Origin of the sequence: Streptomyces sp. V3I8, assembly GCF_030817535.1 — a bacterium.
In the GTDB taxonomy this organism is placed as follows: domain Bacteria; phylum Actinomycetota; class Actinomycetes; order Streptomycetales; family Streptomycetaceae; genus Streptomyces.
Genome location: NZ_JAUSZL010000002.1, coordinates 3,889,266 through 3,915,827, shown reverse-complemented (window position 1 = coordinate 3,915,827; position 26,562 = coordinate 3,889,266). Strand labels below are relative to the sequence as shown.

Below are 26,562 nucleotides of genomic sequence, written 5' to 3'. Positions count from 1 at the left end.
CGCCGTCAAGCCTTTGGTCCAGGCGATCAACGCCCTCGCCCGCCAATCCGAGCCGCCCGAGAGCAGCAAGTTGGGCGGAACCGATCTGCGGCGGTTGCGGGTGGACGCGTACCGAGTCACGTACGAGATCGACGGTGCCCGAGTGGCGATCAAAGTGCTGATGGTGGGGCGGACTCTGGTGTGACGGCTTCTGAGTGCGGAAGCACTTGGACGTGGCTTCCGCGCCTTCTTCGTGCTTCGGACTCAAGGGACGTGCCCAGGAATCGGGCCTTTTGATGCGAGTCACGCGAAGGCGCGGAACACCTTCGGCTCGGAGGTCTGCGGTGGGGCATGGAGCTCGCTGGACATTGGTCGTCCTGACCACTCTTGGTGCCTTCGGGTCGCCATGACTGGCGCTGGCGCTGGCGCTGGCGCTGACGTCAGCCGGGCCGGGCAGACGCCTGCTGATCCGAGGCGGGGCGGTGCTATCCGGCTCGCCACCAGCCCTGCCCGGTATGCCAGTCCCTCACCCAGCGCAGGAAGTCGCCCTCAGGCTGATCGGAGGGGGAGTCGGCATAGGGCGCGGCGCAGCCGTCTCGGAGCCACCACACCCGGCCGCGTTGCGGCCCGGTCACCACCAGCGTCCAGAACTCACCGGGTCTGTCGCTGCCCAGCAACACCGAGCCGTGCTGGTAGGTCCGGTGCAACAGGGACGAGTGGAGGGCGTGATCGTAGTAGTCGTACTCCCACTGCCATTCCTCCTCGAGCGGGAAGAGCTGGCCGGGCACGCGTGCGGTGGTGCCGTCGAACGGCTCCGGGCTCATCCAGCAGTCCGCTTCCCAGACGGCCCAGCTGTCCGGCTTCTCTCCCACGGGCAGCAGACCACCCTCCTCGGGCGGGCCGTCGGCGGTACCGTTCGCGACCTCGGCAACGAAGGTGCGATACGGCTCAGGCAACACCACGCCGTGCCTGCGCTCCCATGCCCGGAGCGCCTCCCAGCCCGAAGGACGGTGACGGACCTCCGCCGGAAAGACTTGACGCAGAAGGGCTGTCGCACCGGAAATCGCATCATCCACGCCCTACGGGTATCACCAGCCACTGACATCCTGGCCACACAGGACGCAGCAGGTTAAGAGCAGGCTGAAGCCCTGGCGGAGCTCAGACTCGTCGGTGCGTCAGTCCCGGGGGAACTCGTCCGTCTTGAGGGTCAGGCCGAGGGGGGTGTTCGTCATGTCGACGTTCGCGCCGAAGGCGACCGAGAGTTCGCTGATGTACTCCCCGTCCTTGGGCTGCGTGTAGAGATGGCACTTGCCCTGGTACGGGTCCGCGATGAGGTAGACGGGAACCTCGGCGAGGGCGTACGCGGCCTTCTTCGGGCCGTAGTCGTTGGGGGCGGTACCCCGGGAGATCACCTCGGCGACGAACTGGACGTCCTGGCAGCGCCAGTATCCGTTGTCGGCCTTGGAGGCGTCCTCGGCCATCACTGTCACGTCACTCGCGAAGCCGTTGAGGTGGCCCGGGTAGTCGACACGGACGTCCGACTTCACGCGCTTCCGGGGGTACTTGGTCCGTAGTTGCTCGACGATGTCCAGGATGATCTCCCAGTGAGTGTCCCGCTGCGGCGACATGAAGATGGCCCCCTCGACGATCTCGACCTTGTATCCCTCGGGGACGGGCATCCGCTCCAGCTGCTCGAACAGCACGTCGAGCGTGAGGCCCTTGCTCTCGTCGGCCATCTCGATCCTGTCTTCAAGGACGGTCATCGTGGCGCTCCTCCCCGGCTGCCCCTCGCACGAGTACAGCCGCGCCGTACAACGATACGCACGGTGACCAGGACACCGGCGGATTCGGTCAGGCGCTTTCGGTCAGACGCTCTCGGTCATGCGCCGGTCGTCCGCCCGGCGGTCGCCCGCGTAGCGGCCCCCCACGCCCCACCCCTCGTGCATCGCCCCCGCGAACGCCGCTGCCAGCTTGTGTTCGCCGGAGGCGTTGGGGTGGGTGCCGTCGTACGTGTCGCAGTGGATGTCGTACGTGGGCGGGACGGAGGCCAGGAGGAGCGGGGAAGCCGGTTCGGCCAGGTCCGCCACCGTCTTCGCGAGGAGTTCGTTGAAGAGGGCCACCTCGCGGGCGAAGGGCGCGTCCGTCTCGGCCCGGATGTTCGGGATCACCGGGAGGAGGACCATCGACACGCGGGGGTTCGCGGTGCGGGCCTGCGCGATGAAGGCGCGGACGTTCCGCGCCGTCTGGGACGCGTTCGTGTAGAAGCCGAGGTCTATCAGGCCGAGGGAGACGAGGAGCACGTCGGCGCGGGACGTGCGGACCGCGTCGGCGATCAGCGGGCTCAGGTGGTGCCAGCCCTCGCCCCAGCCCGCGAGGTGGGCGCGCGGGAAGGCAGGATCGGGGTCGGCGTACTCGTACGAGTCGGCGGCGCCCGTGGCCTGGTCGTAGAGCGTCTCCCGCGGGCCGACCAGCTGGAACGGCGCCCCGTACGTCGCGCGCAGGTGCTGCCAGAGGCGGTGGCGCCACGTGTGTTCGCTGGCGCTTCCGATCGTCATGGAGTCACCGACTGGCATGAACCTGAGCATCCGCTCATGATGGTCGATCACCGGTGGGGGCGGGGCGGGACAGGATGTGAAGCTGGACACGCCCGCCGATCCCGCGCAGGGGTGGCAGGCTGTGGGCATGCGTCGCTCGTTCGTTCTCCTTGCCGGGGCCCTGCTCACCGCCGGTGCGCTCGCCGTGCCCGCCGCCGCTGCCGATGACGACGGTTCCGGCGGGTTCACGCTCCAGGACCCCCGGATCACCGAGTCCAGCGGACTGGCCGCCTCCCGGGCCCACCCCGGCATCTACTGGACCCACAACGACAGACGACGACGGCGCCTTCCTCTACGCCGTCGACGGGAAGAGCGGGAAGACGGTCGCCACGGTCACCATGACGGGCGTGGGGCGCCCCCGGGACGTGGAGGCCGTCTCCGTCGGGCCCGACGGCCACCTCTACGTCGGTGACATCGGCGACAACCTCGGCGGTACGTGGGACCACGTGTGGATCTACGAACTGCCCGAGCCGAAGGAGCTCAAGGACCAGACCGTCCGCGCCACGCAGTACGACGTGAAGTACGCGGACGGGGCCCGGGACGCCGAGGCGCTGATGGTGCACCCGAAGACCGGCCGGGTCTACATCGTCTCGAAGAACGAGGAGGGCGGCGCCCTGTACGAAGGGCCCGCCAAGCTCTCGTCCGCGGGCACCAACACCTTCGAGAGGGTCGGTGACATCGGCCTGTGGGTCACCGACGGCGCCTTCTCGCCCGACGGCAAGCAGCTTGCCGTACGCGGCTACTTCGGCGGTATCGCGTACGCCTGGAACAACGGGAAGCCCAAGCGGCAGGGGCAGTTGAACGTGCCGCTCCAGCGGCAGGGCGAGTCGATGACGTACACCCCCGACGGCTCCAAGCTGCTGTACGGGAGCGAGAGGGCCGGGAGTTCCGTCGAGGCGGGGAGCGTTCCGGGCGCGGGCGGGTCCTCCTCCGGCGGGAGCGGGGGCGGTTCCGCGGGCGGCGACAGCGCTGACGACGGTCCGGGCGGCGACTTCAAGGCGGGCGCGATCGCGCTGGCCGTCGCCTTCGCCGTCGTCTACGGGCTGAAGCGGCTGTTCCGGCGGCGGAGCGACTAGGAGACCTCCGGACGGTCCGAGTGTCCCGGTTGGTGCGCGGGTTCTTGACGTGTTCACGTTCGGTGTCTTCCATGGGGGTGCGTGGTGCGGTGGGAGCGCTCCCACCCGTTCCGGGCCCGCGCCTCGTCGAGAGGAAGCAGCGACATGTTCCGCAGCTTGCGAAGAACGCTGGGTGTTGCCGCCGCGGCGTTCCTGTTACCGCTGGCAGGGGTCCAGGCCGGTGCCCAGGCCGCGTACGCGGACACGGCGGTCGTCGCCGAGGCCGCGCCCGGAGCCGGGTACTGGCACACCAGCGGCCGGCAGATCCTGGACGCCGCGGGGCAGCCGGTACGGATCGCCGGTATCAACTGGTTCGGGTTCGAGACGTCCAACAACGCCGTCCACGGGCTCTGGGCACGCGACTACAAGAGCATGATCGACCAGATGAAGTCGCTCGGCTACAACACCATCCGGCTGCCGTACAGCGACGACATCCTCAAGAGCGGTGCCGTGGCCAACAGCATCGACTTCTCCGGCGGCAAGAACGCCGACCTGCAGGGCCGCACACCTCTGCAGATCATGGACAGGATCGTGGCGTACGCGGGTCAGGACGGCCTGAAGGTCGTCCTGGACCGGCACCGGCCCGACGCGACCGGCCAGTCCGCGCTCTGGTACACCGCCGCGGTCCCCGAGACGACGTGGATCACCAACCTCAAGGCCCTGGCGACCCGGTACAAGGGCGATCCGACGGTGGTCGGCATCGATCTGCACAACGAGCCGCACGACCCGGCCTGCTGGGGCTGCGGCGACACGGCGAGGGACTGGCGGCTGGCCGCCCAGCGCGCCGGGAACGCGGTCCTGTCCGTCAACTCCGAGCTGCTGGTCATGGTGGAGGGCGTGCAGACGGTCGACGGGGTGTCGGGCTGGTGGGGCGGCAACCTGATGGGCGTCGCCCGGTACCCGGTGCAGCTGGACGTGCCGGGCCGGGTCGTCTACTCGGCGCACGACTACGCCACCAGCGTGGCCCAGCAGAGCTGGTTCAGCGATCCGTCCTTCCCCGCCAACATGCCGGGCGTCTGGGACAAGTACTGGGGCTACATCTTCAAGCAGAACATCGCGCCGGTGTGGGTCGGCGAGTTCGGCACGACCCTCCAGTCGACCGTCGACCAGAAGTGGCTGGCGGCGCTGGTGGACTACCTCCGTCCCACGGGCACGTACGGCGCCGACAGCATCTCCTGGACCTTCTGGTCGTGGAATCCCAACTCCGGTGACACCGGCGGGATCCTGAAGGACGACTGGACGACCGTGGACACGGTGAAGGACGGGTACCTGGCGAGCGTCAAGGCACCGGGGTTCCCGGCGGGCGGCGGGGGAAGCGATCCCGGTGACCCGGGAGGGGGCACGGCCGCCTGCACGGCCGCGTACACCGTCAGCAGCGACTGGGGCGGCGGCTTCAACGCCGAGATCAAGGTGACCAACACCGGTACGACCGCGCTCACGTCCTGGCGGACGACGTGGACCTGGCCGGGCGCCCAGAAGGTCACCAGCATGTGGAACGCGGCGTACAGCCAGAGCGGGGCGACGGTGACGGCCACCAACGCCGCGCACAACGGCAATGTGACGACGGGCGGTTCGGCGACCTTCGGACTCGGGGGCGCGCCGGGGAGCGGGGGTGTGCCGGCGGTGAGCTGCACGGCCACGTGAAGTCGGCGGACAGTGCAGGAGGGTCCGGATGAGACAGGGGCGCCCGGTGAGAACACCGGGCGCCCCTGCCGTCGTACGAGAAGTTGTACGCGGTGAAGTTCAGAGCTTCTCGATCACGTGGTCGATGCACTTCGTGAGGGCCTCGACGTCGGCCGGGTCGATCGCCGGGAACATCGCGACGCGCAGCTGGTTGCGGCCGAGCTTGCGGTAGGGCTCGGTGTCCACGATGCCGTTGGCGCGCAGGACCTTGGCCACGGCGGCCGCGTCGACGTCGTCCGTGAAGTCGATCGTGCCGATGACCTGGGACCGCTTGGCCGGGTCGGTGACGAACGGGTTCGCGTACTTGACGTCCTCGGCCCAGCCGTAGAGCGTGCGCGAGGAGGCCGCCGTGCGGCGGACCGCCCAGTCCAGGCCGCCCTGGCCGTTGAGCCACTCCAGCTGGTCGTTCAGGAGGAACAGGGTGGCGAGGGCCGGGGTGTTGTACGTCTGGTTCTTGCGGGAGTTGTCGATCGCCGTGGGGAGACTGAAGAACTCCGGGACGTGCCGGCCGCTCGCGTGGACACGCTCGGCGCGCTCGATCGCGGCCGGGGAGAAGATGCCGATCCACAGGCCGCCGTCCGCGGCGAACGACTTCTGCGGGGCGAAGTAGTAGACGTCCGTCTCCGCGATGTCGACCGGGAGGCCGCCCGCGCCGGAGGTGGCGTCCACCAGGACGAGGGCGCCCTCGTCGGCGTTGGCGACCCGCTTGATCGGGGCGGCCACACCGGTGGAGGTCTCGTTGTGGGTGAGGGCGTAGACGTCCACGCCCGACTGGGCCACCGGCTCGGGGTGCGTGCCCGGCTCGGAGGTGATGATGTCCGGGTCGCCCAGCCACGGCGCCAGCTTGGCCGCCTTCGCGAACTTCGAGGAGAACTCGCCGAACGTGAGGTGCTGCGACCTGTTCTCGATCAGACCGTGCGTCGCCACGTCCCAGAACGCGGTGGAGCCGCCGTTGCCGAGGACGACCTCGTAGCCCTCGGGGAGCTGGAAGAGGTCGCTCACACCCTGGCGGACCTTCCCCACGAGGTTCTTCACCGGGGCCTGGCGGTGGGACGTGCCCATCAGGGACGTGCCCGTTTCGGCGAGCGCGGTGAGCGACTCCGTACGCACCTTGGAGGGGCCCGCGCCGAAACGGCCGTCGGCGGGCTTGAGGTCAGCGGGGATCTGGGTATCAGCCACAACGGGAGCGTAGCCGTTTCCGTAAACGGGGGTGAGACGTCGTCCGTCGGATGAGACGCGCGGGGGCGCTAACCGGCCCTTTTTCGCCCTTGCACCTCCTCCTCGTCAGCCCCGTGGCGCCGTAGGGGTGAAGCGGACCGGGAGGCTTGTCAGGCTGCCCAGCCAGGGGGACGGGCGGCGGGTCAGGGTGGCGGCCGGGACCGCCAGGTCCAGGTCCGGAAGGCGGTCCAGGACCACCTCCAGCGCCGTACGGGCCACGACCTCCGCGATCTCCTGCGCCGGGAAAGGACACCGGTGCTCACCATGTCCGAAAGAGAAGTGGGCACTGTTGCCACCGGTGAGGGCGGTGCCGTAGGTGCGGACCTGCGGGTCGTGGTTCGCGGCCTGGACACCGAGCAGCAGCAGGTCACCGGCCCGGACGGCACGCTCCCCGAGCCACGTGTCCCGGGACGCCCACCGCCCGGCCACGTTCTGCGTGGGCGTGTCCTCCCACAGGACCTCGTTCATGGCCTCGGCGACACTGCGCCGCCCCCCGAGCAGCGACGCCGCGAAGCGGTCGTCCGTCAGCATCAGCCGCAGCGAGTTGCCGATCCAGCCCGCGGTCGGCTGGTGGCCCGCCGTGAGCATGACGATCAGATCCTGGGTGATCTCCTCGTACGTGAGGGCGGGCCCCGGCGCCGTACGCCCCGAGGCGATCATCCGGCCGGCCACGTCGTCCGCGGGCCGCGCCGTCCGGTCCGCCACCAGCCGTGCCATGCAGGCGGCCACGTGCCGCTGCCCGGCGACGGCGTCGTCCCGCCCGTCGACCATGTCGTTCAGGGCGGCGACGAGGCCCGGCCCCTGCTCGTCGGCGAATCCGAAGAGGGCGGCGAGGACACGTACGGGCAGCAGGGCCGCGTACCGCGTGACCAGGTCCGTCGTGCCCTCGGCGCACACCGCGTCGATCAGCTCGTCGGCGTACCGCTCGGCCAGGGCGCGCAGCCCGAAGGGGTCGACGGCGTCGAGGGCGCCGCCGATCACCGCCGCCCGCGCACGGTGGTCCTCGCCGGAGGAGCGCAGCACGGAGGCGTGCCCGCGGCCCACCATCGGCAGCATCGGCCAGCCGTCGGGGACGCGGTCCCACTGGTTCCAGAGGGCGGAGTCCCGGCTGAACAGCGCTGGATCGCCGGTGACCTGGTGCAGTTCGCGGTAACCGAGGACGAGCCACGCCGGGATGTCCGCGTCGAGCAGCACCGGGGCCACGGCGCCGTACTCGCGCCGCAGTTCCCGGTACAGCGCGGTCGGCTCGGACCGGAACCGGCGCCCGCCGAGCACCACGGGGCGGTCGTTCACCGGGTGGCCCGGGCAGTCCGGGCCGGCCGCGTCGCCTGCGGGGCACACGCGTCAGAGGTTGCGGAGTCCAACGAGCACCTGCTCCAGGATGTGGGGATCGGGCCGGCCGCCGAGGGCGGCCCTGCGGGGGTGACGGGCGCTGACGCGGCCCTCGGCGAGCAGGTCGCAGAGCAGGATCCTGGTGATGGTGAGCGGCAGCCCCAGCTCGGCGGCCAGCTCGGCGACGGCGGTGGGCCGCCCGGCGAGGCGCAGGATCGTCGCGTGCTCCGACTGCATGCCCGGCACCGGATCGCACTCGGCGACGACCAGCGTCAGCAGGTCGAAGGGGGTGCCGGGCGCGGACCGGGTACGCCCCTGGGTGAGGGTGTAGAGCCGGTCGGGCGTGTCGTCCCTGCCCGGCCGGCTCATGGCGTACGTGGCCGCGCGCTCAGGTGTTCGCCGAGCTGCTCCACGAGCCGGCCCATGTTGTGCCCGACGAGCCCGGTGTCCGCCTCCTCGGCCGTGACCACGGCCAGGTGCGCCCCCTCGCCCGCCTCGACGATGAACAGGATCCCGCCGTGGAACTCGGTCATCGCCGACCGCACGCCCCCGGTGCCGTCCCCGAACTGGAGGGAGGCCCCGTGGGACAGCGACTGGATGCCGGCGGCGATGGCGGCCAGCTGGTCGGCCTGGTCGACGGAGAGCTCCGGCGTACCGCACAGTTTGAGGCCGTCCCGGGAGAGCACGAGCGCGTGCCGGGCACCCGGGGTGCGCGCCAGCAGCCCCTGGACGAGCCAGTCGAGCCTGCCGTCGGCGGTCGGCGCGCTGCCGGTGGCCTGGGCGGCCCCGTCGGCCAGGGCGATGTCGGCGGTCGAGGCGGTGGTGCCGGTGTGGACGGTCATGACGTGGGGTCGCCTTCCGGGTGGGGAGTGGCAGGGCTCGGAGGGGCCTGCACGGGCTCGTCCGCCGCGGGGCGGCGTACGGCCTGGCGGAAGCTGTTGAAGCGGGTGGCGTGGCCCCTCACGTCGTCGGGCGCCGGCCCCCGGGTGCGGGCGGCCTCCCCACGCGTCTCGGCTTTCGCCTGCGCCTGCGCTCGTGTCTGCGCCAGTGTCTCGGCCTCCGCTTCCGCCTCGGCGAGCATGCGACCGCGGTGCCGTCGGGGGAGCAGCTCGGCGTGGCCGGTCGCGGAGGGGGGAGGGGGCGGGGGCGGGGGCCGGAAACCGTGGGCCGGCACCGGTTCCGGGTCGAGGTCGGGCAGGGCGTGCGAGGCGGCGTACGACCCCTGCGAGGCGGACCAGGGCCCGGGGCGCGGACCCGGGAAGGGCGACGCGGCCTCCCGTACGGCCGCGTCGGAGGCCATCCCGGGGGCCGTCCCGGGGGCCGCGGCGGTGTCCGGCTCCGGCTCCGGGGCCCGGACCGGCGGCGGCGCAGCGGGAGCCGGCGGCGGTGAGGCGGGGGACGGTGAAGTCGGGGATGCTGCCTGGAACGGGTGGTGCGTAGCGTTCCGCTCGGTGTGCCGGGCCGGGTCCTGGGCCGGGTTCTGGGCCGCATTCCACGGGGAGCTCTGCGAGACGTTCTGCATGGCGTTCTGCGGCGGGGTCGCGAGGATGTCCTGCGGGATGAGGAGCAGGGCGCCCGTGCCGCCGCGCGCGGAGGGGCGGAAGGAGACCGTCAGGCCGTACTTGCGGGCGAGGCGGCCGACGACCGTGAGGCCGAGCCGGGTGCCGGCGAGGCCGCCCGTCTCCGGCTCCGTGCCGGAGACGGCCCGTTCGGCGCGCCGCAACTGTGCCTCGCCCATGACGAGACCGCTGTCCTCCACGGAGACGATGACCCCGGCCGGCACCTCCTCCACGTAGACGTGGACCTCGGCGGTCGGTGGGGAGAAGTTCGCGGCGTTGTCGAGGAGTTCGGCGAGCGCGTGCATCACGCCTTCGGCCGCGTGCCCGGCGACCGCCGCCTCGCTCGCCGAGTGGACGCGTACGCGCCGGTAGGCGCCGATGCGGCCCATCGCGCCGCGCAGGACGGACTCCATGACGATGGGCCTGGCCCAGCGGCGGCCCGAGCGCGCGCCCGTGAGGACGGCGATGACGTCGGCGAGCCGGCCCGCCTGCGCGGTGCGGTGGTCGAGGTGGAGGAGGTCGGCGAGCACGTCCTCGTCCGCGTGCCGTTCCTCCATGGCGCGCAGGTCGGCCAGCATGCCGGTGGAGAGGGCCTGGAGACGGCCGGCGGTGTGGGCGGCCGCCGAGATCGCGGTGGCGCGGTCGGTTCTCGCCCGCCGCAGCTCTTCGGTCACGCGCGCGTTCTCGGCGCCGAGACGGATGCGCTCGCGGTCGAGTTCGGCGGCGAGGCGGACCTTCTGATGGGCGTTCTGCTCGGCGAGTCGCGCACGGTCGCGGGTGAACTCGTCGGTGAGGCGGGTGCGTTCGCGGACGGATTCCTCCGCGAGGGCGGCCTTCTCCTGGAGTAATCGGCCGGCGTCCCGGGACACCGTTTCGAGGCGGTGCAGGAGTGATCGGGAGGTCTGGACGGCGTGGGCGGCGACGGCGACGGCCGCGCACAGCAGGAGGGCCGCCGCGCCCAGGCTCCAGCCGAGGGTCACGCGCGCCTGGTCGGGAGCCAGGCCGACGGCGGCCCCGACGGCGACCGCGGCCGGTACGGCCGTGAGGAGCGGAGCGACCGCCACGGAGCGCAGGCGGGGGCGTGCGCTGCCGAGTTGTGCGAGGGACGGCCGATCTTTCGTGGGGCGCGCTTGCGGGGTGGGCGCGTTCATGAATCGTGTCCTCGGTCGTGTCCTGGGCGGGATGCGACACTTGGTGCTCAACTGGCGGTCACTATATGGGACTTCGTGATCGGAACGCGCATGTTCCGGCGCACTCTCACAATTCGTCCGCAGATCGGGGAGTAGGCGCCCCGGCGCGTAATGGGGCGCACGAAATGATGTGAGCGGGGCGGGGGAGTCCGACCGGACTCCCCCGCCCCACGGGGCTCCGGCGACCGGTCCGGGAACGGCCCACCGGCTGCCTCTTCCACGGGGCGCGGGGAACCGCGTGGCCGGTCGCGGCCGGCCGGGGGTCGAGGTCCGGGTGCCGGCGGTTTCGTCCCACCGGGCAAGGCGCCGGCCGCCTCCTCCGAGGGGCGCGGGGAACTGTGCGACCGGCCACCGCCAACCGGCAGCCGAAGACCGGCAGTCGAAGACCGGCCGGAGGCCAGGGCCCCGGTCCACCGCCGGAGGCAGCCCTCCCCGTCCGCGGCGGAGCGGAGATGCATCCTTGACGCATGACGGAAGCGGATCTTGGCGAGGAGCCGAAGCCGGGGCGGGAACTGCGTGCCGCGCTGGCCGGGGCGGGCGTGCGCGGCGAGGTCGCGTTCGACGCCACCGCGCGGGCCCTGCACACCATGGACGCGTCCAACTACCGCCGCGTCCCCCTGGGCGTCGTCGCCCCCAGGGACGCCGACGACGTGGCGGCGGTCCTCGCCGTGTGCGCCGGCCTCGGCGTACCGGTCGTCGCGCGCGGCGGCGGTACCTCGATCGCCGGCCAGGCCACCGGCACCGGAGTCGTCCTCGACTTCACCCGCCACATGAACCGCGTCGTCTCGCTGGACGCCGGCACCCGTACGGCCGTGGTCCAGCCGGGCCTGGTCCTGGACCGCCTCCAGGAGGCGGCCGCCCCGCACGGCCTGCGCTTCGGCCCCGACCCCTCCACCCACAGCCGCTGCACACTCGGCGGCATGATCGGCAACAACTCCTGCGGATCGCACTCGGTGGCCTGGGGCACGACGGCGGACAACGTCCGCGGACTGTCCGTGCTCACCGCCCGCGGCGACCGGCTCGGGCCCGGCCCCGCCTGGTCGGGCGCCCCCGACGGCCTGCGCGCCCTCGTGGACGGCGAGTTGGAGCAACTGCGCACCGGCTTCCCCGACCTCCCGCGCCGCATCTCCGGGTACGCGCTCGACGCGCTGCTGCCCGAGCGCGGCGGGGACGTGGCGCGTTTCCTCTGCGGCTCCGAAGGCACCCTGGGCATCGTCACGGAGGCCGTCGTACGGCTCGTCGACGCACCCCGCGCGCGGGCCCTCGCCGTCCTCGCGTACGCCGACGAGAGCGCGGCGGCGGAGGCGGCCGCGGGCCTGCTGCCGCTCGGCCCGCTCACGGTGGAGGGGATGGCGGCCGACCTCGTACCCCCGGACGCGGGGCTGCCGCGCGGCGGCGCCTGGCTGTTCGTGGAGACCGGCGGTGACACGCAGGAGCAGGCACGCGCGCGGGCGCGGGCGGTCGTCCGCGCGGCGGACGTGACGGCCTCGACGGTCGTCACCGACCCCGCCGGCCGGCGCGCCCTGTGGCGCATCCGCGAGGACGCGAGCGGCACGGCGACCCGGATGCCCGACGGCACCGAGGCCTGGCCCGGCTGGGAGGACTGCGCGGTGCCACCGGCCCGCCTCGGTGCCTACCTGCGGGACTTCAGGAGCCTGCTGGCGTCGCACGGGCTGCGCGGCGCGCCGTACGGGCACTTCGGGGACGGCTGCATCCACGTACGCATCGACTTCGACCTGTTGACCGGGGCGGGCGTGGGCCGATTCCGGGCCTTCTCCCACGAACTGGCGGACCTCGTCGTCGCGCACGGCGGCTCGCTGTCGGGGGAGCACGGCGACGGACAGGCGCGGGCGGAACTGCTCCCGAAGATGTACGGCTCCCGGACGGTCCGCCTCTTCGAACGGGTCAAGGACCTCTGGGACCCGGACGGGCTGCTCAACCCCGGCATGCTCGTCAGGCCGCACCGGCTGGACGAGAACCTGCGCTTCGCCGTCCTGCCGCGCGAGCCGGTGGACGTCGAGTTCGGCTACCCGGCCGACGGCGGGGACTTCGCGGCGGCGGTACGCCGGTGCGTGGGCGTGGCCAAATGCCGCACCACCACCGCGGCGGCCGGTCCGTCGGTGATGTGCCCGTCCTTCCGGGCCACCGGCGAGGAGGAGCACTCCACACGCGGGCGCGCCCGCCTGCTGCACGAGATGCTGGCCGGCGAGGTGATCACGGACGGTTGGCGCTCGACGGAGGTCCGCGACGCGCTCGACCTCTGCCTGTCCTGCAAGGGCTGCCGCTCGGACTGCCCGGTCGGCGTCGACATGGCCACGTACAAGGCGGAGTTCCTGCACCACCACTACGAGGGGCGCCGCCGGCCCGCCGCCCATCACACGATGGGCCGGCTGCCGGAGTGGCTGCGGCTGGTGGACCGCACCCGTACGGCATGGCTGGTCAACCTCCTCGCCGCCGTACGCCCGTGGGCCGCGGTCGCCAAACGGCTGGGCGGGATCGCGCCGCAGCGGGAGATCCCCCGGGTGGCGGGGGAGACGTTCAGCCGGTGGTGGCGGGCCCGCGGCGTCGGTGCGCGGGCGGTTGCCGGGCCCGCGCGACCCCGTGCCGGGGACCCGCCCACGACGGTCCTCCTGTGGCCGGACACCTTCACGGAACACCTCTCCCCGTCCGTCGGGAAGGCGGCCGTACGGGTCCTGGAGGCGGCCGGGCTGAACGTGACGCCGCCCCCGGGCGGGCCCCGCCGGAGGGTCTGCTGCGGCCTGACCTACGTGTCGACGGGGCAGCTGGACCGGGCCCGCACGGCCCTGCGCCGCACCCTCGACCTGCTGGAGCCGCTCCTGGACCCGGCCCGGGGCCAGGGAATCCCGCCGGTCGTCGTCCTCGAACCGAGCTGCGCGGCCGCACTCCGCTCGGACCTGCCGGAACTGCTGCCCGACGATCTGCGCGCGGGGCGCCTGGCGTCGGCGGTGCTGACGTTCGCGGAGGCGCTGGAACGGCACGCCCCGCACTGGACGCCGCCCCGGCTGGACCGCCCGGTCGTGGGCCAGACCCACTGCCACCAGCACGCCGTACTGGGCGACGCGCCGGACCGCCGCCTGCGCGAGGCGGCGGGCCTGACCGGCTCCCTGTCGGGCGGCTGCTGCGGCCTGGCGGGCAACTTCGGCTTCGAGAAGGGCCACTACGAGGTCTCCACGGCCTGCGCGGAGGACCAACTGCTCCCGGCGGTCCGGGCGGCGAGCCCCGACGCGGCGGTCCTGGCGGACGGCTACTCCTGCCGCACCCAACTCCACCAGACCGCCCGCACCCACTCCGTCCACCTGGCAGAACTCCTGGCAGCTTCCCTACCCGACGAACCGACCTCGTAGGGGCGAGGAGAACGGCCCGGTCTTTCGTCTTTGAGGGGGCGAGGGAAACGACGCAGGCCTTCGCCCTTCAGGGGCCCGGGAAGCGGCGCAGTCTTTTCGTCTTTTAGGGGCGCGGGGAACGGCGCAGTCTTTCAGGGGCGCGGGGAACTGTGCGACCAGCCACGACGCACCCGCACCCGACGCCTACACCCGCACCCGCACCCGACTCCCAAAGCCCCCGGTAAGCTCCAAACCGGCTTCACAGCCCTGACGAAGTCCATTACCCTGGACCGGCAAGTCCATCAAGATGTACGAACCCATGCCCCACCCACCCGAACTTCCTGGACGCCCCGTGACCATCCCCCGCGCCGACATCCCCCTCCCGGTCGCCGACCCCGCGACCGCCGCAGCGAGCCCGGCCCCCCTGGCGGAGCCCCCCGCGGCCCCCCGGGGCATCCGGGCCCTGGGCCCGGTCGGCCTGGTCCTCGCCGGAGGCGTCAGCGTCCAGTTCGGCGGCGCCCTCGCCGTGAGCCTCATGCCCCGCGCCGGGGCGCTCGGCGTGGTGACGCTCCGCCTCGCGGTCGCCGCCCTCGTGCTGATGGTCGTCTGCCGCCCGAAACTGCGCGGACACTCCCGCGCCGACTGGGGCACGGTCCTCGTCTTCGGCGCCACGATGGCCGCGATGAACGGCCTCTTCTACCAGTCGGTCGCCCGCATCCCGCTCGGCCCCGCCGTCACCCTCGAAGTACTCGGCCCCCTGATCCTCTCGGTCCTCGCCTCCCGCCGGGCCGTCAACCTCGTCTGGGCCGGCCTCGCCCTCGGGGGCGTCTTCCTGCTGGGCGGCGACGGCTTCGGCAGCCTCGACCCGGTCGGCGTCGCCTACGCCCTGTCGGCCGGCGCCATGTGGGCCGCGTACATCGTCTTCAGCGCGCGTACGGGCCGGCGCTTCCCGCAGGCCGACGGGCTGGCGCTGGCGATGGTGGTCGCGGCCGTGCTGTTCCTGCCGCTGGGCCTCGTCGAGTCCGGCGACAAGCTGCTGGACCCGACCACGATCGCCCTGGGTTCGGCGGTGGCGGTCCTCTCCTCCGTCCTCCCGTACACGCTGGAACTCCTCGCCCTGCGCCGCATGCCCTCCTCCACCTTCGCGGTGATGATGAGCCTGGAGCCGGCCGTCGCCTCGGTCGCCGGCTTCCTCGTGCTGAGCCAGACGCTGTCGGTCACCGAAGGGGTGGCGATCGTGCTGGTCATCGCGGCGAGCATGGGCGCCGTACGCACCCAGGTGGGCCGCGGCAGGGGCCGCAGCAAGGGCAGAGTCGAGAACGTGAACTGAAGACTTGTCCTGTCCCAGCGGCCCGGCACGGCCCGGTCCGGTCCGGCACGCCGGACACGCGCCCCCGTCCGGCTGCCGCGCGGCAGCCGGACGGCGGCCGGTGTCAGCGGAACGCGTCCGCGTTGCGGGCGACCCAGTCGGCGAAGGGCCGCGGGGCGCGGCCCAGGACCCGCCGGACGTCCGGGCTGACGCGCAGCTCGGCCGGGTTCGGGGAACCGAGGATGTCCAGGGTGTCGTCGGCCAGTTCCGCCGGCATGCTCCGGACCATGCCGGCCTTGGCCTCCTCTCGGGTGAGTTCGTGGAACCGCACCGGCGAGCCCAGGACGGCGGCGATCGCCGCCGCCTGCCCGCGCGGGGTGATCACCTCCGGTCCGGTCAGTTCGTACGTGCCGCCGGTGTGCCGGTCCTCCACCAGGCAGGCCGCCGCGACCGCGGCGATGTCCGCCGGGTCGACGATCGGCACCCCGACGTCGCCGAAGGGCGCGGCGACCACCTGCCGCGTGCGGACGGACTCGGCCCACCACAGGGCGTTGGAGGCGAAGCCGCCCGGCCGCAGGACGGTCCACTCCAGGCCGGACCCCCGCAGTGTGTCCTCCAGCGCGCGCATCGCGATCCGCGTCCGGCCGAAGGGCCTGGTCGCCACGCCCAGCGTGGAGAGGAGGACGACCCGGCGGAGCCCGTGGCCCGCGGCTTCGCCGATGATGTCGGCGGGGTCGGCCCCGGTGGCGTGCAGGTCGCCGGACAGCAGCAGGAACAACGCCTCCGCCCCGGCCAGCGCGGGCTTGAGGCCGGCCGGATCGGCCAGGTCGGCCACCACGTGGCGGACCCCGTCCGGCACCTGCGCCGCGTGCCGCGACACCGTCGTCACCTGCCGGCCCGCCGCGGCCAGCGTCCGCGTCAACGGCCGGCCGATGTTCCCGGTAGCTCCGGTCACCACGATCATGATCAGCTCCTCGTCGGATGTGCTCTGGGGCCGCCACGCTAGGAGCGATGGCTAACTTTTGGTAAGGACATACCTCGAAGTAAGCTCATGACATGACGGAAGGCGTGCAGCGTGGAGGGGCCGGGACGGGGGAGCGGTATGACGTGTTTCACACCGACTGCCCCGCGCGTGACGTGGTCGACCATGTGACCAGCAGGTGGGGCGTCTGGGTGCTGATCTCCCTGCGGGGCCACGACCTCCGGTTCTACGAGCTGCGGGAGAGCATCCGGGGTATCAGCGAGAAGATGCTCGCCCAGACCCTGCGCGCCCTGGTCCAGGACGGCCTGGTCTGGCGGAAGGTCGAGCCGACGACGCCGCCGCAGGTCACCTACGGGCTGACCGGGTTCGGTCGCGACGTCGGGGAGCCGCTGACGGAGCTGTTCGACCGGATCACCCGGAGGCTGTCGCCCGGTCCGTGACCCGCCCCGCCCGCCCCGCCCCGCCTTCATCCCCCTTCCCGCCCCCTCCCAGCAATCAATGCAAGCACGCTTGATTGTTTCTCCGGCCGCTGCCATGCTCCGGAGCGCACCGCACACACAGCGCACCGCACACCGTCGTGCCCCGAGGGGAGCGCCATCGTGTCCGACCCGTCGCCCGTGATCGACGACCTGTGCCGGGAGAGCGAGCAACTCGACGTTCTCGTCGGCGGGCTGGAGGCGGCGCACTGGGCGCTCGCCACCCCCGCCCCGGGATGGACCGTCGCCCACCAGATCGCGCACCTCACCTGGACCGACCGGTCCGCCCTGCTCGCCGTGACCGACGCGGAGGCCTTCGCGGGGGAGATCGACAAGGCGCTGGCCTCGCCCGACGGCTTCGTGGACGAGGGCGCGGAACAGGGCGCCGCGCTGCCCCCGGACCGGCTGCTCGCCGAGTGGCGCACCGGGCGACGGGCACTGGAGAAGGCCCTGCGCGCGGCACCCTCCGGTACGCGCTTCCCCTGGTACGGACCCCCCATGTCGGTCGCCTCCATGGCGACGGCCCGGCTCATGGAGACCTGGGCGCACGGCCAGGACGTCGCCGACGCACTGCACGTGCCGAGGCCGCCCACGGACCGCCTGCGGCACGTGGCGCACATCGGGGTGCGGACCCGCGACTTCGCCTTCGGGGTACGGGGGCTCGCCCCGCCCGGGGAACAGTTCCGCGTGGAGATCACCGCGCCGTCCGGCGAGTTGTGGACGTACGGCCCCGAGGACGCGGCCCAGCGGGTCACCGGCCCCGCGCTCGACTTCTGCCTCCTGGTCACCCGGCGGGCCCACCGGGCCGACCTCGCGCTGCGGGCACAGGGCCCGGACGCCGACCGCTGGCTGGACATCGCGCAGGCCTTCGCGGGCCTGCCGGGCGCGGGCCGCGCCCCGAAGGGGGCCACGGGATGACCACCCCGCCCCCGGCCCCCCGCCCCCTGCGCCTGGGCAACGCCTCCGGTTTCTACGGCGACCGGTTCGACGCGATGCGCGAGATGCTCACCGGCGGCCCGCTGGACGTCCTGACCGGCGACTACCTCGCCGAGCTGACCATGCTCATCCTCGGCCGCGACCGCCTGAAGAACCCGGCCGGCGGCTACGCGCGCACCTTCCTGCGTCAGCTGGAGGAGTGCCTGGGCCTCGCGCACGAGCGGGGCGTACGGATCGTGGCCAACGCGGGCGGCCTCAACCCCGCCGGGCTCGCCGGCGCCGTACGGGAACTGGCGGGGCGGCTCGGCGTCCCGGTGCGCGTCGCCCATGTCGAGGGGGACGACCTCACCGCCCGCCACCCCGGCCCCGGGCACCTCGCCGCGCACGCCTATCTCGGCGGCGGGGGCATCGCCGCCTGTCTGCGTGAGGGCGCGGACATCGTCGTCACCGGCCGGGTCACCGACGCCGCGCTGGTCACCGGGCCCGCCGCCGCCCACTTCGGCTGGGCCCCGGACGACCACGACCGGCTCGCGGGCGCCGTCGTCGCCGGGCACGTCCTGGAGTGCGGCACCCAGGCCACCGGCGGCAACCACTCCTTCTTCACCGAGCACGACCCGGCCCGCCTGCAGCACCCGGGCTTCCCGGTCGCCGAGCTCCACGAGGACGGCACGAGCGTCATCACCAAGCACGACGGCACCGGCGGCGTCGTGGACCTCGGCACGGTCACCGCCCAGCTGCTCTACGAGACGTCCGGCGCCCGGTACGCGGGTCCCGACGTCACCGCCCGCCTCGACACGGTCCGCCTCACCCGGGAGGGCCCCGACCGGGTACGCGTCGAGGGGGTGCGCGGCGAGGCGCCGCCGCCCACGCTCAAGGTCGGGCTCAACCGGCTCGGCGGTTTCCGCAGCGAGGTCGTCTTCGTGCTGACCGGGCTCGACATCGAGGCGAAGGCTGCGTTCGTACGGGCCCAGATGGAGAGCGCGCTGGCGGCCGCGAAGTCCCGCCCCGCGGACATCCGCTGGGACCTCGCCCGCACCGACCACCCCGACGCGCCCACCGAGGAGACCGCGAGCGCCCTGCTCCGGCTCGTCGTGCGCGACCCCGACCAGGAGGCCGTGGGCCGCGCCCTCGGCGCGGCCGCCGTCGAACTGGCCCTCGGCAGCTACCCCGGATTCCATGTCCTGGCGCCGCCGGGCAAGGGCGCCCCCTACGGGGTCTTCGAGGACCTGTACGTCCCCCGGGCGGAGGTGGACCACGTGGCGGTCCTGCACGACGGGCGGCGGATCCGGGTGGCTCCGGCCGCCGGCACCCTCGTACCGGAGCCCGCCGGGGAACCCCCGCTGCCCGAGCCCCTCCCCGCCGGGTCCCCCGTGCGCCGCGCGCCCCTCGGCCTCGTCGCCGGGGCCCGCAGCGGTGACAAGGGCGGCAACGCCAACGTCGGCGTCTGGGTGCGTACGGACGACGCCTGGCGCTGGCTCGCCCACACCCTCACCGTCGACCGGTTCCGTGAACTCCTCCCGGAGAGCGCCGGTCTGACCGTCGTACGGCACGTCCTGCCCAACCTGCGCGCCCTGAACTTCGTCGTCGAGGGGATCCTCGGCGAGGGCGTCGCCGCGCAGCACCGCTTCGACCCGCAGGCCAAGGCCCTCGGCGAATGGCTGCGCTCCCGGCACCTCGACATCCCGGAGGTACTGCTGTGACGGTTCTGGCATCCGCCCTCGACACCGCCTCCGCCGACTACGCGGACCACCGCGAGACGATGCTCGGCAAGCTCGCCGCCCTCGACACCGAGCACGCCAAGGCCCTCGCGGGCGGCGGCGAGAAGTACGTGGCCCGGCACCGCGAACGCGGCAAGCTGCTCGCCCGTGAGCGCATCGAACTGCTCCTGGACCCCGACACGCCGTTCCTCGAACTGTCGCCGCTCGCCGCCTGGGGCAGCGAGTACACGGTGGGCGCCTCGCTCGTCACGGGCATCGGCGTCGTCGAGGGCGTCGAGTGCCTGATCACGGCCAACGACCCGACCGTGCGCGGCGGCGCCAGCAACCCCTGGAGCCTGAAGAAGGCACTGCGGGCCAACGACATCGCGTACGCCAACCGGCTGCCGAGCATCAGCCTGGTCGAGTCGGGCGGCGCCGACCTGCCCTCGCAGAAGGAGATCTTCATCCCCGGGGGAGCGGTCTTCCGCGATCTGACCCGGCTGTCGGCCGCCGGCATCCCCACCGTCGCGGTCGTCTTCGGCAACTCGACCGCCGGCGGCGCGTACATCCCCGGCATGTCCGACCACGTGATCATGGTCAAGGAGCGCGCGAAGGTCTTCCTCGGCGGTCCGCCGCTGGTGAAGATGGCCACCGGCGAGGAGAGCGACGACGAGTCCCTCGGCGGCGCCGAGATGCACGCGCGCGTGTCGGGCCTCGCCGACCACTTCGCCGTCGACGAACGCGACGCCCTGCGCCAGGCGCGGCGCGTGGTCGCCCGCCTCAACCACCGCAAGGCGTACGCCGATCCGGTCCCGGCCGAGCCGCCCAAATATGACGCGGAGGAACTGCTGGGCATCGTCCCCGGCGACCTCAGGCACCCCTTCGACCCGCGCGAGGTCATCGCCCGGATCGTCGACGCGTCCGACTTCGACGAGTTCAAGCCGCTGTACGGGACGAGTCTGACGACCGGCTGGGCGAGCCTGCACGGCTATCCGGTCGGCATCCTCGCCAACGCGCGCGGCGTGCTCTTCAGCCAGGAGTCGCAGAAGGCCGCCCAGTTCATCCAGCTCGCCAACCAGCGCGACATCCCGCTGCTGTTCCTGCACAACACCACCGGCTACATGGTCGGCAAGGAGTACGAGCAGGGCGGCATCATCAAGCACGGCGCGATGATGATCAACGCGGTGAGCAACAGCCGCGTCCCGCACCTGTCCGTGCTCATGGGCGCCTCGTACGGGGCCGGGCACTACGGGATGTGCGGGCGCGCGTACGACCCGCGCTTCCTGTTCGCCTGGCCCAGCGCCAAGTCCGCCGTCATGGGCCCGCAGCAGCTCGCCGGCGTCCTGTCGATCGTCGCCCGGCAGTCCGCCGCCGCGAAGGGGCAGCCGTACGACGACGAGGGCGACGCCGCGCTGCGCGCCATGGTGGAGCAGCAGATCGAGTCCGAGTCCCTGCCGATGTTCCTGTCCGGGCGGCTGTACGACGACGGCGTCATCGACCCGCGCGACACCCGGACCGTCCTCGGCCTGTGCCTGTCCGCGATCCACACGGCCCCGTACGAGGGCGCCCGCGGCGGCTTCGGCGTCTTCCGGATGTGAGAGGTCCCATGCTTTCGATTTCGAGTCTGCTGGTCGCCAACCGCGGTGAGATCGCCTGCCGTGTCTTCCGTACCTGCCACGAGCTGGGCATCCGCACGGTCGCCGTCCACTCGGACGCCGACGAGGACGCCCTCCACACGCGCGTGGCCGACACCGCCGTACGGCTGCCGGGCGCGTCGCCCGCCGAGACGTACCTGCGCGGCGACCTCATCGTGCGGGCGGCCGTCGCGGCGGGCGCCGACGCCGTCCACCCCGGCTACGGCTTCCTCTCCGAGAACGCCGGCTTCGCGCGGGCCGTTTTGGAGGCGGGCCTCGTCTGGGTGGGCCCTTCCCCCGAGGCGATCGAGGCGATGGCCTCCAAGACCCGCGCCAAGGAGCTGATGGCGGCCGCCGGGGTGCCGCTGCTCGCCCCCCTGGATCCGGACGAGGTGGGCGAGGCCGACCTGCCGGTCCTGGTGAAGGCGGCGGCGGGCGGCGGCGGCCGGGGTATGCGTGTCGTCCGCGAACTGGCTTCCCTCAAGGGTGAGTTGCTGGCGGCTTCGGCCGAGGCCGAGAGTGCCTTCGGGGACGGTTCGGTCTTCGTCGAGCCGTACGTCGAGCACGCCCGGCACGTCGAGGTGCAGATCGTCGCCGACGCCCACGGCACCGTCTGGGCCCTGGGCACCCGCGACTGCTCCCTGCAGCGCCGCCACCAGAAGGTGATCGAGGAGGCTCCGGCGCCGGGCCTCGGCCCCGACGTGGAGCGGCGCCTGCGCGACGCGGCGACCGCCGCCGCCCGGACGATCGCCTACACGGGCGCCGGAACGGTCGAGTTCCTGGTCTCCGGCCACAGTGGTTCCGGCCACAGCGGTTCCGGTGACGGCGGTTCCGAGAACGGCGGCTCCGGGGAGCGTGTGCACTTCCTGGAGATGAACACCCGCCTCCAGGTCGAACACCCCGTCACGGAGGCGGTGTTCCGGACCGACCTGGTCGCACTGCAACTGCATGTCGCCGAGGGCGGCACTCTGGACGGCGACCCGCCGGCGCCGTCCGGCCACGCGGTCGAGGCCCGCCTCTACGCGGAGGACCCCGCCCGGGACTGGGCCCCGCAGACCGGCACCCTGCACCGGCTGTCCGTACCCGGCGTCCGCCTCGACACCGGCTACGGCGACGGCGACACGATCGGCGTCCACTACGACGCCATGCTCGCCAAGGCCGTCGCCCACGCGCCCACCCGTGCGGAGGCGGTCCGCAGACTCGCCGGCGCCCTGGAGCGGGCGACGGTCCACGGCCCGGTCACCAACCGCGACCTCCTCGTACGCTCCCTGCGGCACCCGGAGTTCACGGCGGCCCGCATGGACACGGCGTTCTACGAACGCCACCTGGACGGCCTCACCGCGCCCGCCCCGGACCCGTACGCCCCGCTGGCCGCCGCGCTCGCCGACGCCCACGGCCGCTCCCGCTTCGGCGGCGGCTGGCGCAACGTGCCCTCGCAGCCGCAGAGCAGGTGCTACCTGGTGGCGGGCGAGGAGCACGAGGTCCACTACCGCCACACCCGGCGGGGCCCGGTGGCGGACGGCGTGCACGTGGTGCGGGTGGGACCGGACCTCGTGGTCCTCGAGACCGGCGGTGTACGGCGGAGGTTCGAGGTCTCCCGGTACGGCGACCGGGTCCACGTGAACGGCACCACGCTCACCGCCCTGCCCCGCTTCCCCGCCCCCGAACCGGACCACGTCCCCGGCTCCCTGCTGGCCCCGATGCCGGGCACGGTCGTCCGCGTGGCGGAAGCCCTCACCGAGGGGTCGCCCGTCCAGGCGGGCCAGCCCCTGATCTGGCTGGAGGCGATGAAGATGGAACACAGGATCACGGCCCCGGCGGACGGCACGGTCTCGGCCCTGCACGTCACTCCCGGCCAACAGGTGGAGCTGGGCACCCTGCTGGCGGTCGTCGAGCCCTTGCAGGGGCGCGGGGAACTGCGCGACCAGCCACAACGGACCGGCACTCTGCACACGACGGCAACCCCCTCCCCCTGAGGAGCCACATGACCACCGTCCTGGAAACAGACGAACACAAGGCCCTGCGCGCAGCGGTGTCCGCCCTGGGCAGGCGCTACGGCCACGAGTACCTCGCCAAGGTCATCGCGGAGAAGGGCCACCCCCGGGAACTCTGGGCGGAGGCCGCCAAACTCGGCTACCTGGGCGTGAACCTTCCGGAGGAATACGGCGGTGGAGGCGGCGGCATAGCCGAACTCTCCATAGTCCTGGAGGAACTGGGCGCCGCGGGCTGTCCCCTCCTCATGATGATCGTGTCACCCGCCATCTGCGGAACGGTGATCGCCCGCTTCGGTACAGAGGAACAGAAACAGGAGTGGCTCCCGGCCCTCGCCGACGGCACCCGCACCATGGCCTTCGGCATCACCGAACCCGACGCCGGCTCCAACAGCCACCGCATCACCACGACCGCCCGCCGTACGGAAGAGGGCACCGACTGGATCCTCACCGGCCGCAAGGTCTTCATCTCGGGCGTCGACATCGCCGACGCCACCCTCGTCGTCGGCCGCACGGCGGACGCCCGCACCGGCAGGCTCAAGCCCTGCCTGTTCATCGTCCCGCGCGACACCCCCGGCTTCGGCCGACGGCAGATCGACATGGAACTGCACGGCGCCGAGAAGCAGTTCGAGCTGACCCTGGACGACGTACGGCTGCCCGCCGACGCGCTCGTCGGCGACGAGGACGCCGGCCTGCTCCAGCTCTTCGCCGGCCTCAATCCCGAACGCATCATGACCGCCGCGTTCGCGATCGGCATGGGCCGCCACGCGCTCTCCAAAGCCCTCGTCTACGCCCGCGAGCGCACCGTCTGGCGCGAGCCCATCGGCGCCCACCAGGCCATCGCGCACCCCCTGGCGCAGGCGCACATCGAGCTCGAACTCGCCCGCCTGATGATGCAGAAGGCGGCCCACCTGTACGACGCGGGCGACGACACCGGCGCCGGGGAGGCCGCCAACATGGCCAAGTACGCGGCGGCGGAGGCGTGCGTGAAGGCCGTCGACCAGTCGGTGCACACCCTCGGCGGCAACGGCCTGACCAAAGAGTTCGGCCTCGCGTCGCTCATCACCGCGTCCCGGGTGGCCCGGATCGCCCCCGTCAGCCGGGAGATGATCCTCAACTACGTCTCGCACCAGACCCTGGGCCTGCCCAAGTCCTACTAGGCACCATTTCCCCGACGACATCCGGTTCCCGGAAAGGGCCCGCCATGGTGTTCCGCAGCGAGTACGAAGACGTTCCCGCCGTCGAAGAACCCATCCACGAGGTGGTGCTGGGCCGTGCCGCGGCCCGGGGCGACGCACCCGCGCTGATCGACGGCGTGAACGGCACGACCCTCACCTACGCCCAGCTCGACACGTTCCACCGCCGCATCGCCGCCGCGCTCGCCGAACTCGGCGTCCGCAAGGGGGACGTGCTGGCGCTGCACAGCCCGAACACCGTCGCCTTCCCCACCGCGTTCTACGCCGCCACGCGCGCGGGGGCGTCCGTCACCACCGTGCACCCGCTCGCCACGGCCGAGGAGTTCGCGAAACAGCTCCGGGACTGCCACGCCCGGTGGATCGTCACCGTCTCCCCGCTCCTGGAGACGGCCCGCGCGGCGGCCGCACTGGCGGGCGGGGTGCGGGAGATCCTCGTCTGCGACCAGGCCGACGGACACCGTTCACTGCTCGACATGCTGGGCTCCACCGCCCCCGAGCCGCAGGTCGACATCGACCCCGTGACGGACGTCGCCGCCCTGCCGTACTCCTCCGGGACGACCGGCACCCCCAAGGGCGTCATGCTCACCCACCGCAACATCGCCACCAACCTCGCCCAGCTGACGCCCGCCGTGCCGATGGGCCCCGGGGACCGCATCCTCGCCGTCCTGCCGTTCTTCCACATCTACGGACTGACGGCGCTGATGAACGCGCCGCTGAGACAGGGCGCCACCGTCGTCGTGCTGCCGCGCTTCGACCTCGACACGTTCCTCGCGGCCATCGAGAAGCACCGCATCACCGGCCTGTACGTGGCCCCGCCGATCGTCCTCGCCCTGGCCAAGCACCCGGCCGTCGAGGGCTACGACCTGTCGTCCCTGCGGTACGTCGTCAGCTCGGCGGCCCCCCTGGACGCCGCACTGGCCGAGGCCTGCTCGCGCCGGCTCGGACTGCCGCCGGTCGGCCAGGCGTACGGCATGACGGAACTCTCGCCCGGCACGCACGTCGTCCCCCTGACGGAACGGAACCCGCCCCCGGGCAGCGTCGGCAGACTCGTCGCCGGCACCGAGATGCGCATCGTCTCCCTCGACGACCCCGGCAAGGACCTCGGCGTCGGCGAACGCGGCGAGATCGTCATCCGCGGACCCCAGGTCATGAAGGGCTACCTCGGCCGGCCCGTCGAGACCGCCGCGATGATCGACGACGACGGCTGGCTGTCCACCGGCGACGTCGGCCACGTCGACGCGCAGGGCTGGCTGTACGTCGTCGACCGGGTCAAGGAACTCATCAAGTACAAGGGCTTCCAGGTCGCCCCCGCCGAACTGGAGGCCCTCCTGCTCACGCACCCCGGCATCGCCGACGCCGCCGTCATCGGCGTCTACGACACCGACAACAACGAACGGCCGCACGCGTACGTGGTACGCCAGCCGGCCGCGCCCGGCCTCACCGGGGCCGACGTCATGGAGTACGTCGCCGAGCGCGTCGCCCCGTACAAGAAGGTCCGGCAGGTCACGTTCCTCGACGCGGTGCCCAGGGCGGCCTCCGGAAAGATCCTGCGGCGGGAACTGCGGACACCACGGGAACCGGAGGAGCGCGCATGACCACGGTGCGGCGGTCGCACGAGCGCGGGATCACCACTCTCACGCTCGACGCGCCCGAGCGGCGCAACGCCCTCTCCGCCCGGCTGGTCGGCGAACTGGCGGACGCGCTCACCCGGTGCGGCGAGGACGGCGGCGTACGCGCGGTCGTCCTCACCCACACCGGCACCACCTTCAGCGCCGGCGCCGACCTGCGCGACCCGCCGCACCCCGACGCCCTGGTCGCGCTGCTGCGGCAGATCGTCGAACTGCCCCGGCCCGTCGTCGCCCGCGTCACCGGCCACGTCCGCGCGGGCGGCCTCGGACTGCTCGGCGCCTGCGACATCGCGGCGGCCTCCCGGGAGGCCACGTTCGCCTTCACCGAGGTACGCATCGGGGTCGCGCCCGCCGTGATCTCGCTGCCCCTGCTGCCGCGCCTCGACCCGCGCGCGGTGGCCCGCTACTGCCTCACCGGGGAGAGGTTCGACGCGGCGGAGGCCGCCCGGATCGGCCTCGTCACGGTCGCGGGCGAGGACGCCGACGACGTACTCGCGCCGGTGCTCGACGGGCTGCGACGCTCCTCACCGCAGGGGCTGGCCGAGACGAAACGGCTGCTCACGGCTAAGGTGCTGGACACCTTCGACCGGGACGCGGCCGGCCTGACCGCGCTCTCGGCCCGGCTGTTCTCCTCCGCGCAGGCCCGCGAGGGAATGACGGCCTTCCTCGAACGACGGGATCCCTCATGGGTGTGGTGAC

General features: G+C 72.8%; 21 protein-coding genes and 1 pseudogene. 13 read left to right on the top strand and 9 right to left on the bottom strand.

The window, feature by feature from the left end:
• Positions 1-13 precede the first annotated feature (13 nt).
• Positions 14-184, top strand: coding sequence for a type II toxin-antitoxin system RelE/ParE family toxin (locus QFZ75_RS17120; protein WP_307537913.1), 171 nt, complete (start codon positions 14-16; stop codon positions 182-184).
• A gap of 280 nt (positions 185-464) precedes the next feature.
• Here the strand turns inward: QFZ75_RS17120 and QFZ75_RS17115 are convergent, their stop codons facing one another.
• From QFZ75_RS17115 to QFZ75_RS17105, 3 genes are all read right to left on the bottom strand, one after another.
• Positions 465-1,055: an SMI1/KNR4 family protein gene (locus QFZ75_RS17115; protein WP_373465891.1), complete on the bottom strand. Its 591-nt coding sequence runs from the start codon at positions 1,053-1,055 to the stop codon at positions 465-467.
• 99 nt (positions 1,056-1,154) lie between these two features.
• Positions 1,155-1,742 carry a Uma2 family endonuclease gene (locus QFZ75_RS17110; RefSeq protein ID WP_307537911.1) on the bottom strand — a complete coding sequence of 196 codons (588 nt, stop codon included), beginning with the start codon at positions 1,740-1,742 and terminating at the stop codon, positions 1,155-1,157.
• A 102-nt stretch (positions 1,743-1,844) separates the two neighbouring features.
• The gene (locus QFZ75_RS17105) at positions 1,845-2,564 is read right to left on the bottom strand and encodes an SGNH/GDSL hydrolase family protein (protein ID WP_307537909.1); all 720 of its coding nucleotides are present in this window, start codon (positions 2,562-2,564) and stop codon (positions 1,845-1,847) included.
• Positions 2,565-2,661: 97 nt separating this feature from the next.
• Here QFZ75_RS17105 and QFZ75_RS17100 point away from each other — a divergent pair.
• Together QFZ75_RS17100 and QFZ75_RS17095 are read left to right on the top strand one after the other, a co-directional pair.
• Positions 2,662-3,649, top strand: a pseudogene (locus tag QFZ75_RS17100) (WD40 repeat domain-containing protein).
• A 144-nt stretch (positions 3,650-3,793) separates the two neighbouring features.
• Entirely contained in the window at positions 3,794-5,332 is a 1,539-nt protein-coding gene (locus QFZ75_RS17095; protein WP_307537907.1) for a cellulase family glycosylhydrolase, read from the top strand.
• Between the two features lie 99 nt (positions 5,333-5,431).
• On the opposite strand, the gene serC is transcribed toward QFZ75_RS17095, so the two are convergent.
• The 5 genes from serC to QFZ75_RS17070 form a co-directional block, all read right to left on the bottom strand.
• The gene (serC, locus tag QFZ75_RS17090) at positions 5,432-6,550 is read right to left on the bottom strand and encodes a phosphoserine transaminase (RefSeq protein WP_307537905.1); all 1,119 of its coding nucleotides are present in this window, start codon (positions 6,548-6,550) and stop codon (positions 5,432-5,434) included.
• A 105-nt stretch (positions 6,551-6,655) separates the two neighbouring features.
• On the bottom strand, positions 6,656-7,882 hold the full coding sequence (locus tag QFZ75_RS17085; RefSeq protein ID WP_307544559.1) for a cytochrome P450: 1,227 nt from the start codon (positions 7,880-7,882) through the stop codon (positions 6,656-6,658).
• A gap of 51 nt (positions 7,883-7,933) precedes the next feature.
• Complete coding sequence (locus QFZ75_RS17080; RefSeq protein ID WP_307537904.1) at positions 7,934-8,290, bottom strand: DUF742 domain-containing protein; 357 nt, start codon at positions 8,288-8,290, stop codon at positions 7,934-7,936.
• Positions 8,287-8,763: a roadblock/LC7 domain-containing protein gene (locus tag QFZ75_RS17075; protein ID WP_307537903.1), complete on the bottom strand. Its 477-nt coding sequence runs from the start codon at positions 8,761-8,763 to the stop codon at positions 8,287-8,289. The genes QFZ75_RS17080 and QFZ75_RS17075 overlap by 4 nt, the downstream gene beginning before the upstream one ends.
• Entirely contained in the window at positions 8,760-10,631 is a 1,872-nt protein-coding gene (locus QFZ75_RS17070) for a sensor histidine kinase KdpD (RefSeq protein WP_307537901.1), read from the bottom strand. Before QFZ75_RS17070 ends, QFZ75_RS17075 begins: the two co-directional genes overlap by 4 nt.
• A gap of 506 nt (positions 10,632-11,137) precedes the next feature.
• Between QFZ75_RS17070 and QFZ75_RS17065 the strand changes: the two genes are divergently transcribed.
• On the top strand, positions 11,138-14,035 hold the full coding sequence (locus QFZ75_RS17065; protein ID WP_307537899.1) for an FAD-binding and (Fe-S)-binding domain-containing protein: 2,898 nt from the start codon (positions 11,138-11,140) through the stop codon (positions 14,033-14,035).
• 331 nt (positions 14,036-14,366) lie between these two features.
• Positions 14,367-15,344: a DMT family transporter gene (locus QFZ75_RS17060; RefSeq protein ID WP_307537897.1), complete on the top strand. Its 978-nt coding sequence runs from the start codon at positions 14,367-14,369 to the stop codon at positions 15,342-15,344.
• A 103-nt stretch (positions 15,345-15,447) separates the two neighbouring features.
• Here the strand turns inward: QFZ75_RS17060 and QFZ75_RS17055 are convergent, their stop codons facing one another.
• A complete protein-coding gene (locus QFZ75_RS17055; protein ID WP_307537896.1) occupies positions 15,448-16,287 on the bottom strand; it encodes an SDR family oxidoreductase in 840 nt (279 codons plus the stop codon).
• Between the two features lie 92 nt (positions 16,288-16,379).
• Between QFZ75_RS17055 and QFZ75_RS17050 the strand changes: the two genes are divergently transcribed.
• From QFZ75_RS17050 to QFZ75_RS17015, 8 genes are all read left to right on the top strand, one after another.
• Positions 16,380-16,745 carry a helix-turn-helix domain-containing protein gene (locus QFZ75_RS17050; protein WP_307537894.1) on the top strand — a complete coding sequence of 122 codons (366 nt, stop codon included), beginning with the start codon at positions 16,380-16,382 and terminating at the stop codon, positions 16,743-16,745.
• 159 nt (positions 16,746-16,904) lie between these two features.
• On the top strand, positions 16,905-17,699 hold the full coding sequence (locus tag QFZ75_RS17045) for a TIGR03084 family metal-binding protein (protein ID WP_307537892.1): 795 nt from the start codon (positions 16,905-16,907) through the stop codon (positions 17,697-17,699).
• A complete protein-coding gene (locus QFZ75_RS17040; RefSeq protein WP_307537890.1) occupies positions 17,696-19,417 on the top strand; it encodes an acyclic terpene utilization AtuA family protein in 1,722 nt (573 codons plus the stop codon). The genes QFZ75_RS17045 and QFZ75_RS17040 overlap by 4 nt, the downstream gene beginning before the upstream one ends.
• Complete coding sequence (locus QFZ75_RS17035; RefSeq protein ID WP_307537888.1) at positions 19,414-21,012, top strand: acyl-CoA carboxylase subunit beta; 1,599 nt, start codon at positions 19,414-19,416, stop codon at positions 21,010-21,012. The genes QFZ75_RS17040 and QFZ75_RS17035 overlap by 4 nt, the downstream gene beginning before the upstream one ends.
• Positions 21,013-21,020: 8 nt before the next feature.
• Complete coding sequence (locus tag QFZ75_RS17030) at positions 21,021-23,024, top strand: biotin carboxylase N-terminal domain-containing protein (protein ID WP_307537887.1); 2,004 nt, start codon at positions 21,021-21,023, stop codon at positions 23,022-23,024.
• Between the two features lie 8 nt (positions 23,025-23,032).
• A complete protein-coding gene (locus QFZ75_RS17025) occupies positions 23,033-24,199 on the top strand; it encodes an acyl-CoA dehydrogenase family protein (protein ID WP_307537886.1) in 1,167 nt (388 codons plus the stop codon).
• Positions 24,200-24,246: 47 nt separating this feature from the next.
• The gene (locus QFZ75_RS17020; protein ID WP_307544557.1) at positions 24,247-25,830 is read left to right on the top strand and encodes a 4-coumarate--CoA ligase family protein; all 1,584 of its coding nucleotides are present in this window, start codon (positions 24,247-24,249) and stop codon (positions 25,828-25,830) included.
• Positions 25,827-26,561 (top strand): enoyl-CoA hydratase family protein, encoded by a 735-nt coding sequence (locus QFZ75_RS17015; RefSeq protein WP_307537884.1) that lies wholly within the window; start codon positions 25,827-25,829, stop codon positions 26,559-26,561. Before QFZ75_RS17020 ends, QFZ75_RS17015 begins: the two co-directional genes overlap by 4 nt.
• Position 26,562 lies beyond the last annotated feature (1 nt).

Excerpts from the sequence above, each read along its gene's own strand:
- QFZ75_RS17070 (WP_307537901.1), bottom strand. The coding sequence starts at position 10,631 with ATGAACGCGCCCACCCCGCAAGCGCGCCCCACGAAAGATCGGCCGTCC.
- QFZ75_RS17040 (WP_307537890.1), top strand. The coding sequence starts at position 17,696 with ATGACCACCCCGCCCCCGGCCCCCCGCCCCCTGCGCCTGGGCAACGCC.
- QFZ75_RS17025 (WP_307537886.1), top strand. The coding sequence starts at position 23,033 with ATGACCACCGTCCTGGAAACAGACGAACACAAGGCCCTGCGCGCAGCG.
- QFZ75_RS17080 (WP_307537904.1), bottom strand. The coding sequence starts at position 8,290 with ATGAGCCGGCCGGGCAGGGACGACACGCCCGACCGGCTCTACACCCTC.
- QFZ75_RS17050 (WP_307537894.1), top strand. The coding sequence starts at position 16,380 with ATGACGGAAGGCGTGCAGCGTGGAGGGGCCGGGACGGGGGAGCGGTAT.
- QFZ75_RS17065 (WP_307537899.1), top strand. The coding sequence starts at position 11,138 with ATGACGGAAGCGGATCTTGGCGAGGAGCCGAAGCCGGGGCGGGAACTG.
- QFZ75_RS17095 (WP_307537907.1), top strand. The coding sequence starts at position 3,794 with ATGTTCCGCAGCTTGCGAAGAACGCTGGGTGTTGCCGCCGCGGCGTTC.
- QFZ75_RS17055 (WP_307537896.1), bottom strand. The coding sequence starts at position 16,287 with ATGATCGTGGTGACCGGAGCTACCGGGAACATCGGCCGGCCGTTGACG.
- QFZ75_RS17030 (WP_307537887.1), top strand. The coding sequence starts at position 21,021 with ATGCTTTCGATTTCGAGTCTGCTGGTCGCCAACCGCGGTGAGATCGCC.
- QFZ75_RS17105 (WP_307537909.1), bottom strand. The coding sequence starts at position 2,564 with ATGCTCAGGTTCATGCCAGTCGGTGACTCCATGACGATCGGAAGCGCC.
- QFZ75_RS17110 (WP_307537911.1), bottom strand. The coding sequence starts at position 1,742 with ATGACCGTCCTTGAAGACAGGATCGAGATGGCCGACGAGAGCAAGGGC.
- QFZ75_RS17075 (WP_307537903.1), bottom strand. The coding sequence starts at position 8,763 with ATGACCGTCCACACCGGCACCACCGCCTCGACCGCCGACATCGCCCTG.
- QFZ75_RS17015 (WP_307537884.1), top strand. The coding sequence starts at position 25,827 with ATGACCACGGTGCGGCGGTCGCACGAGCGCGGGATCACCACTCTCACG.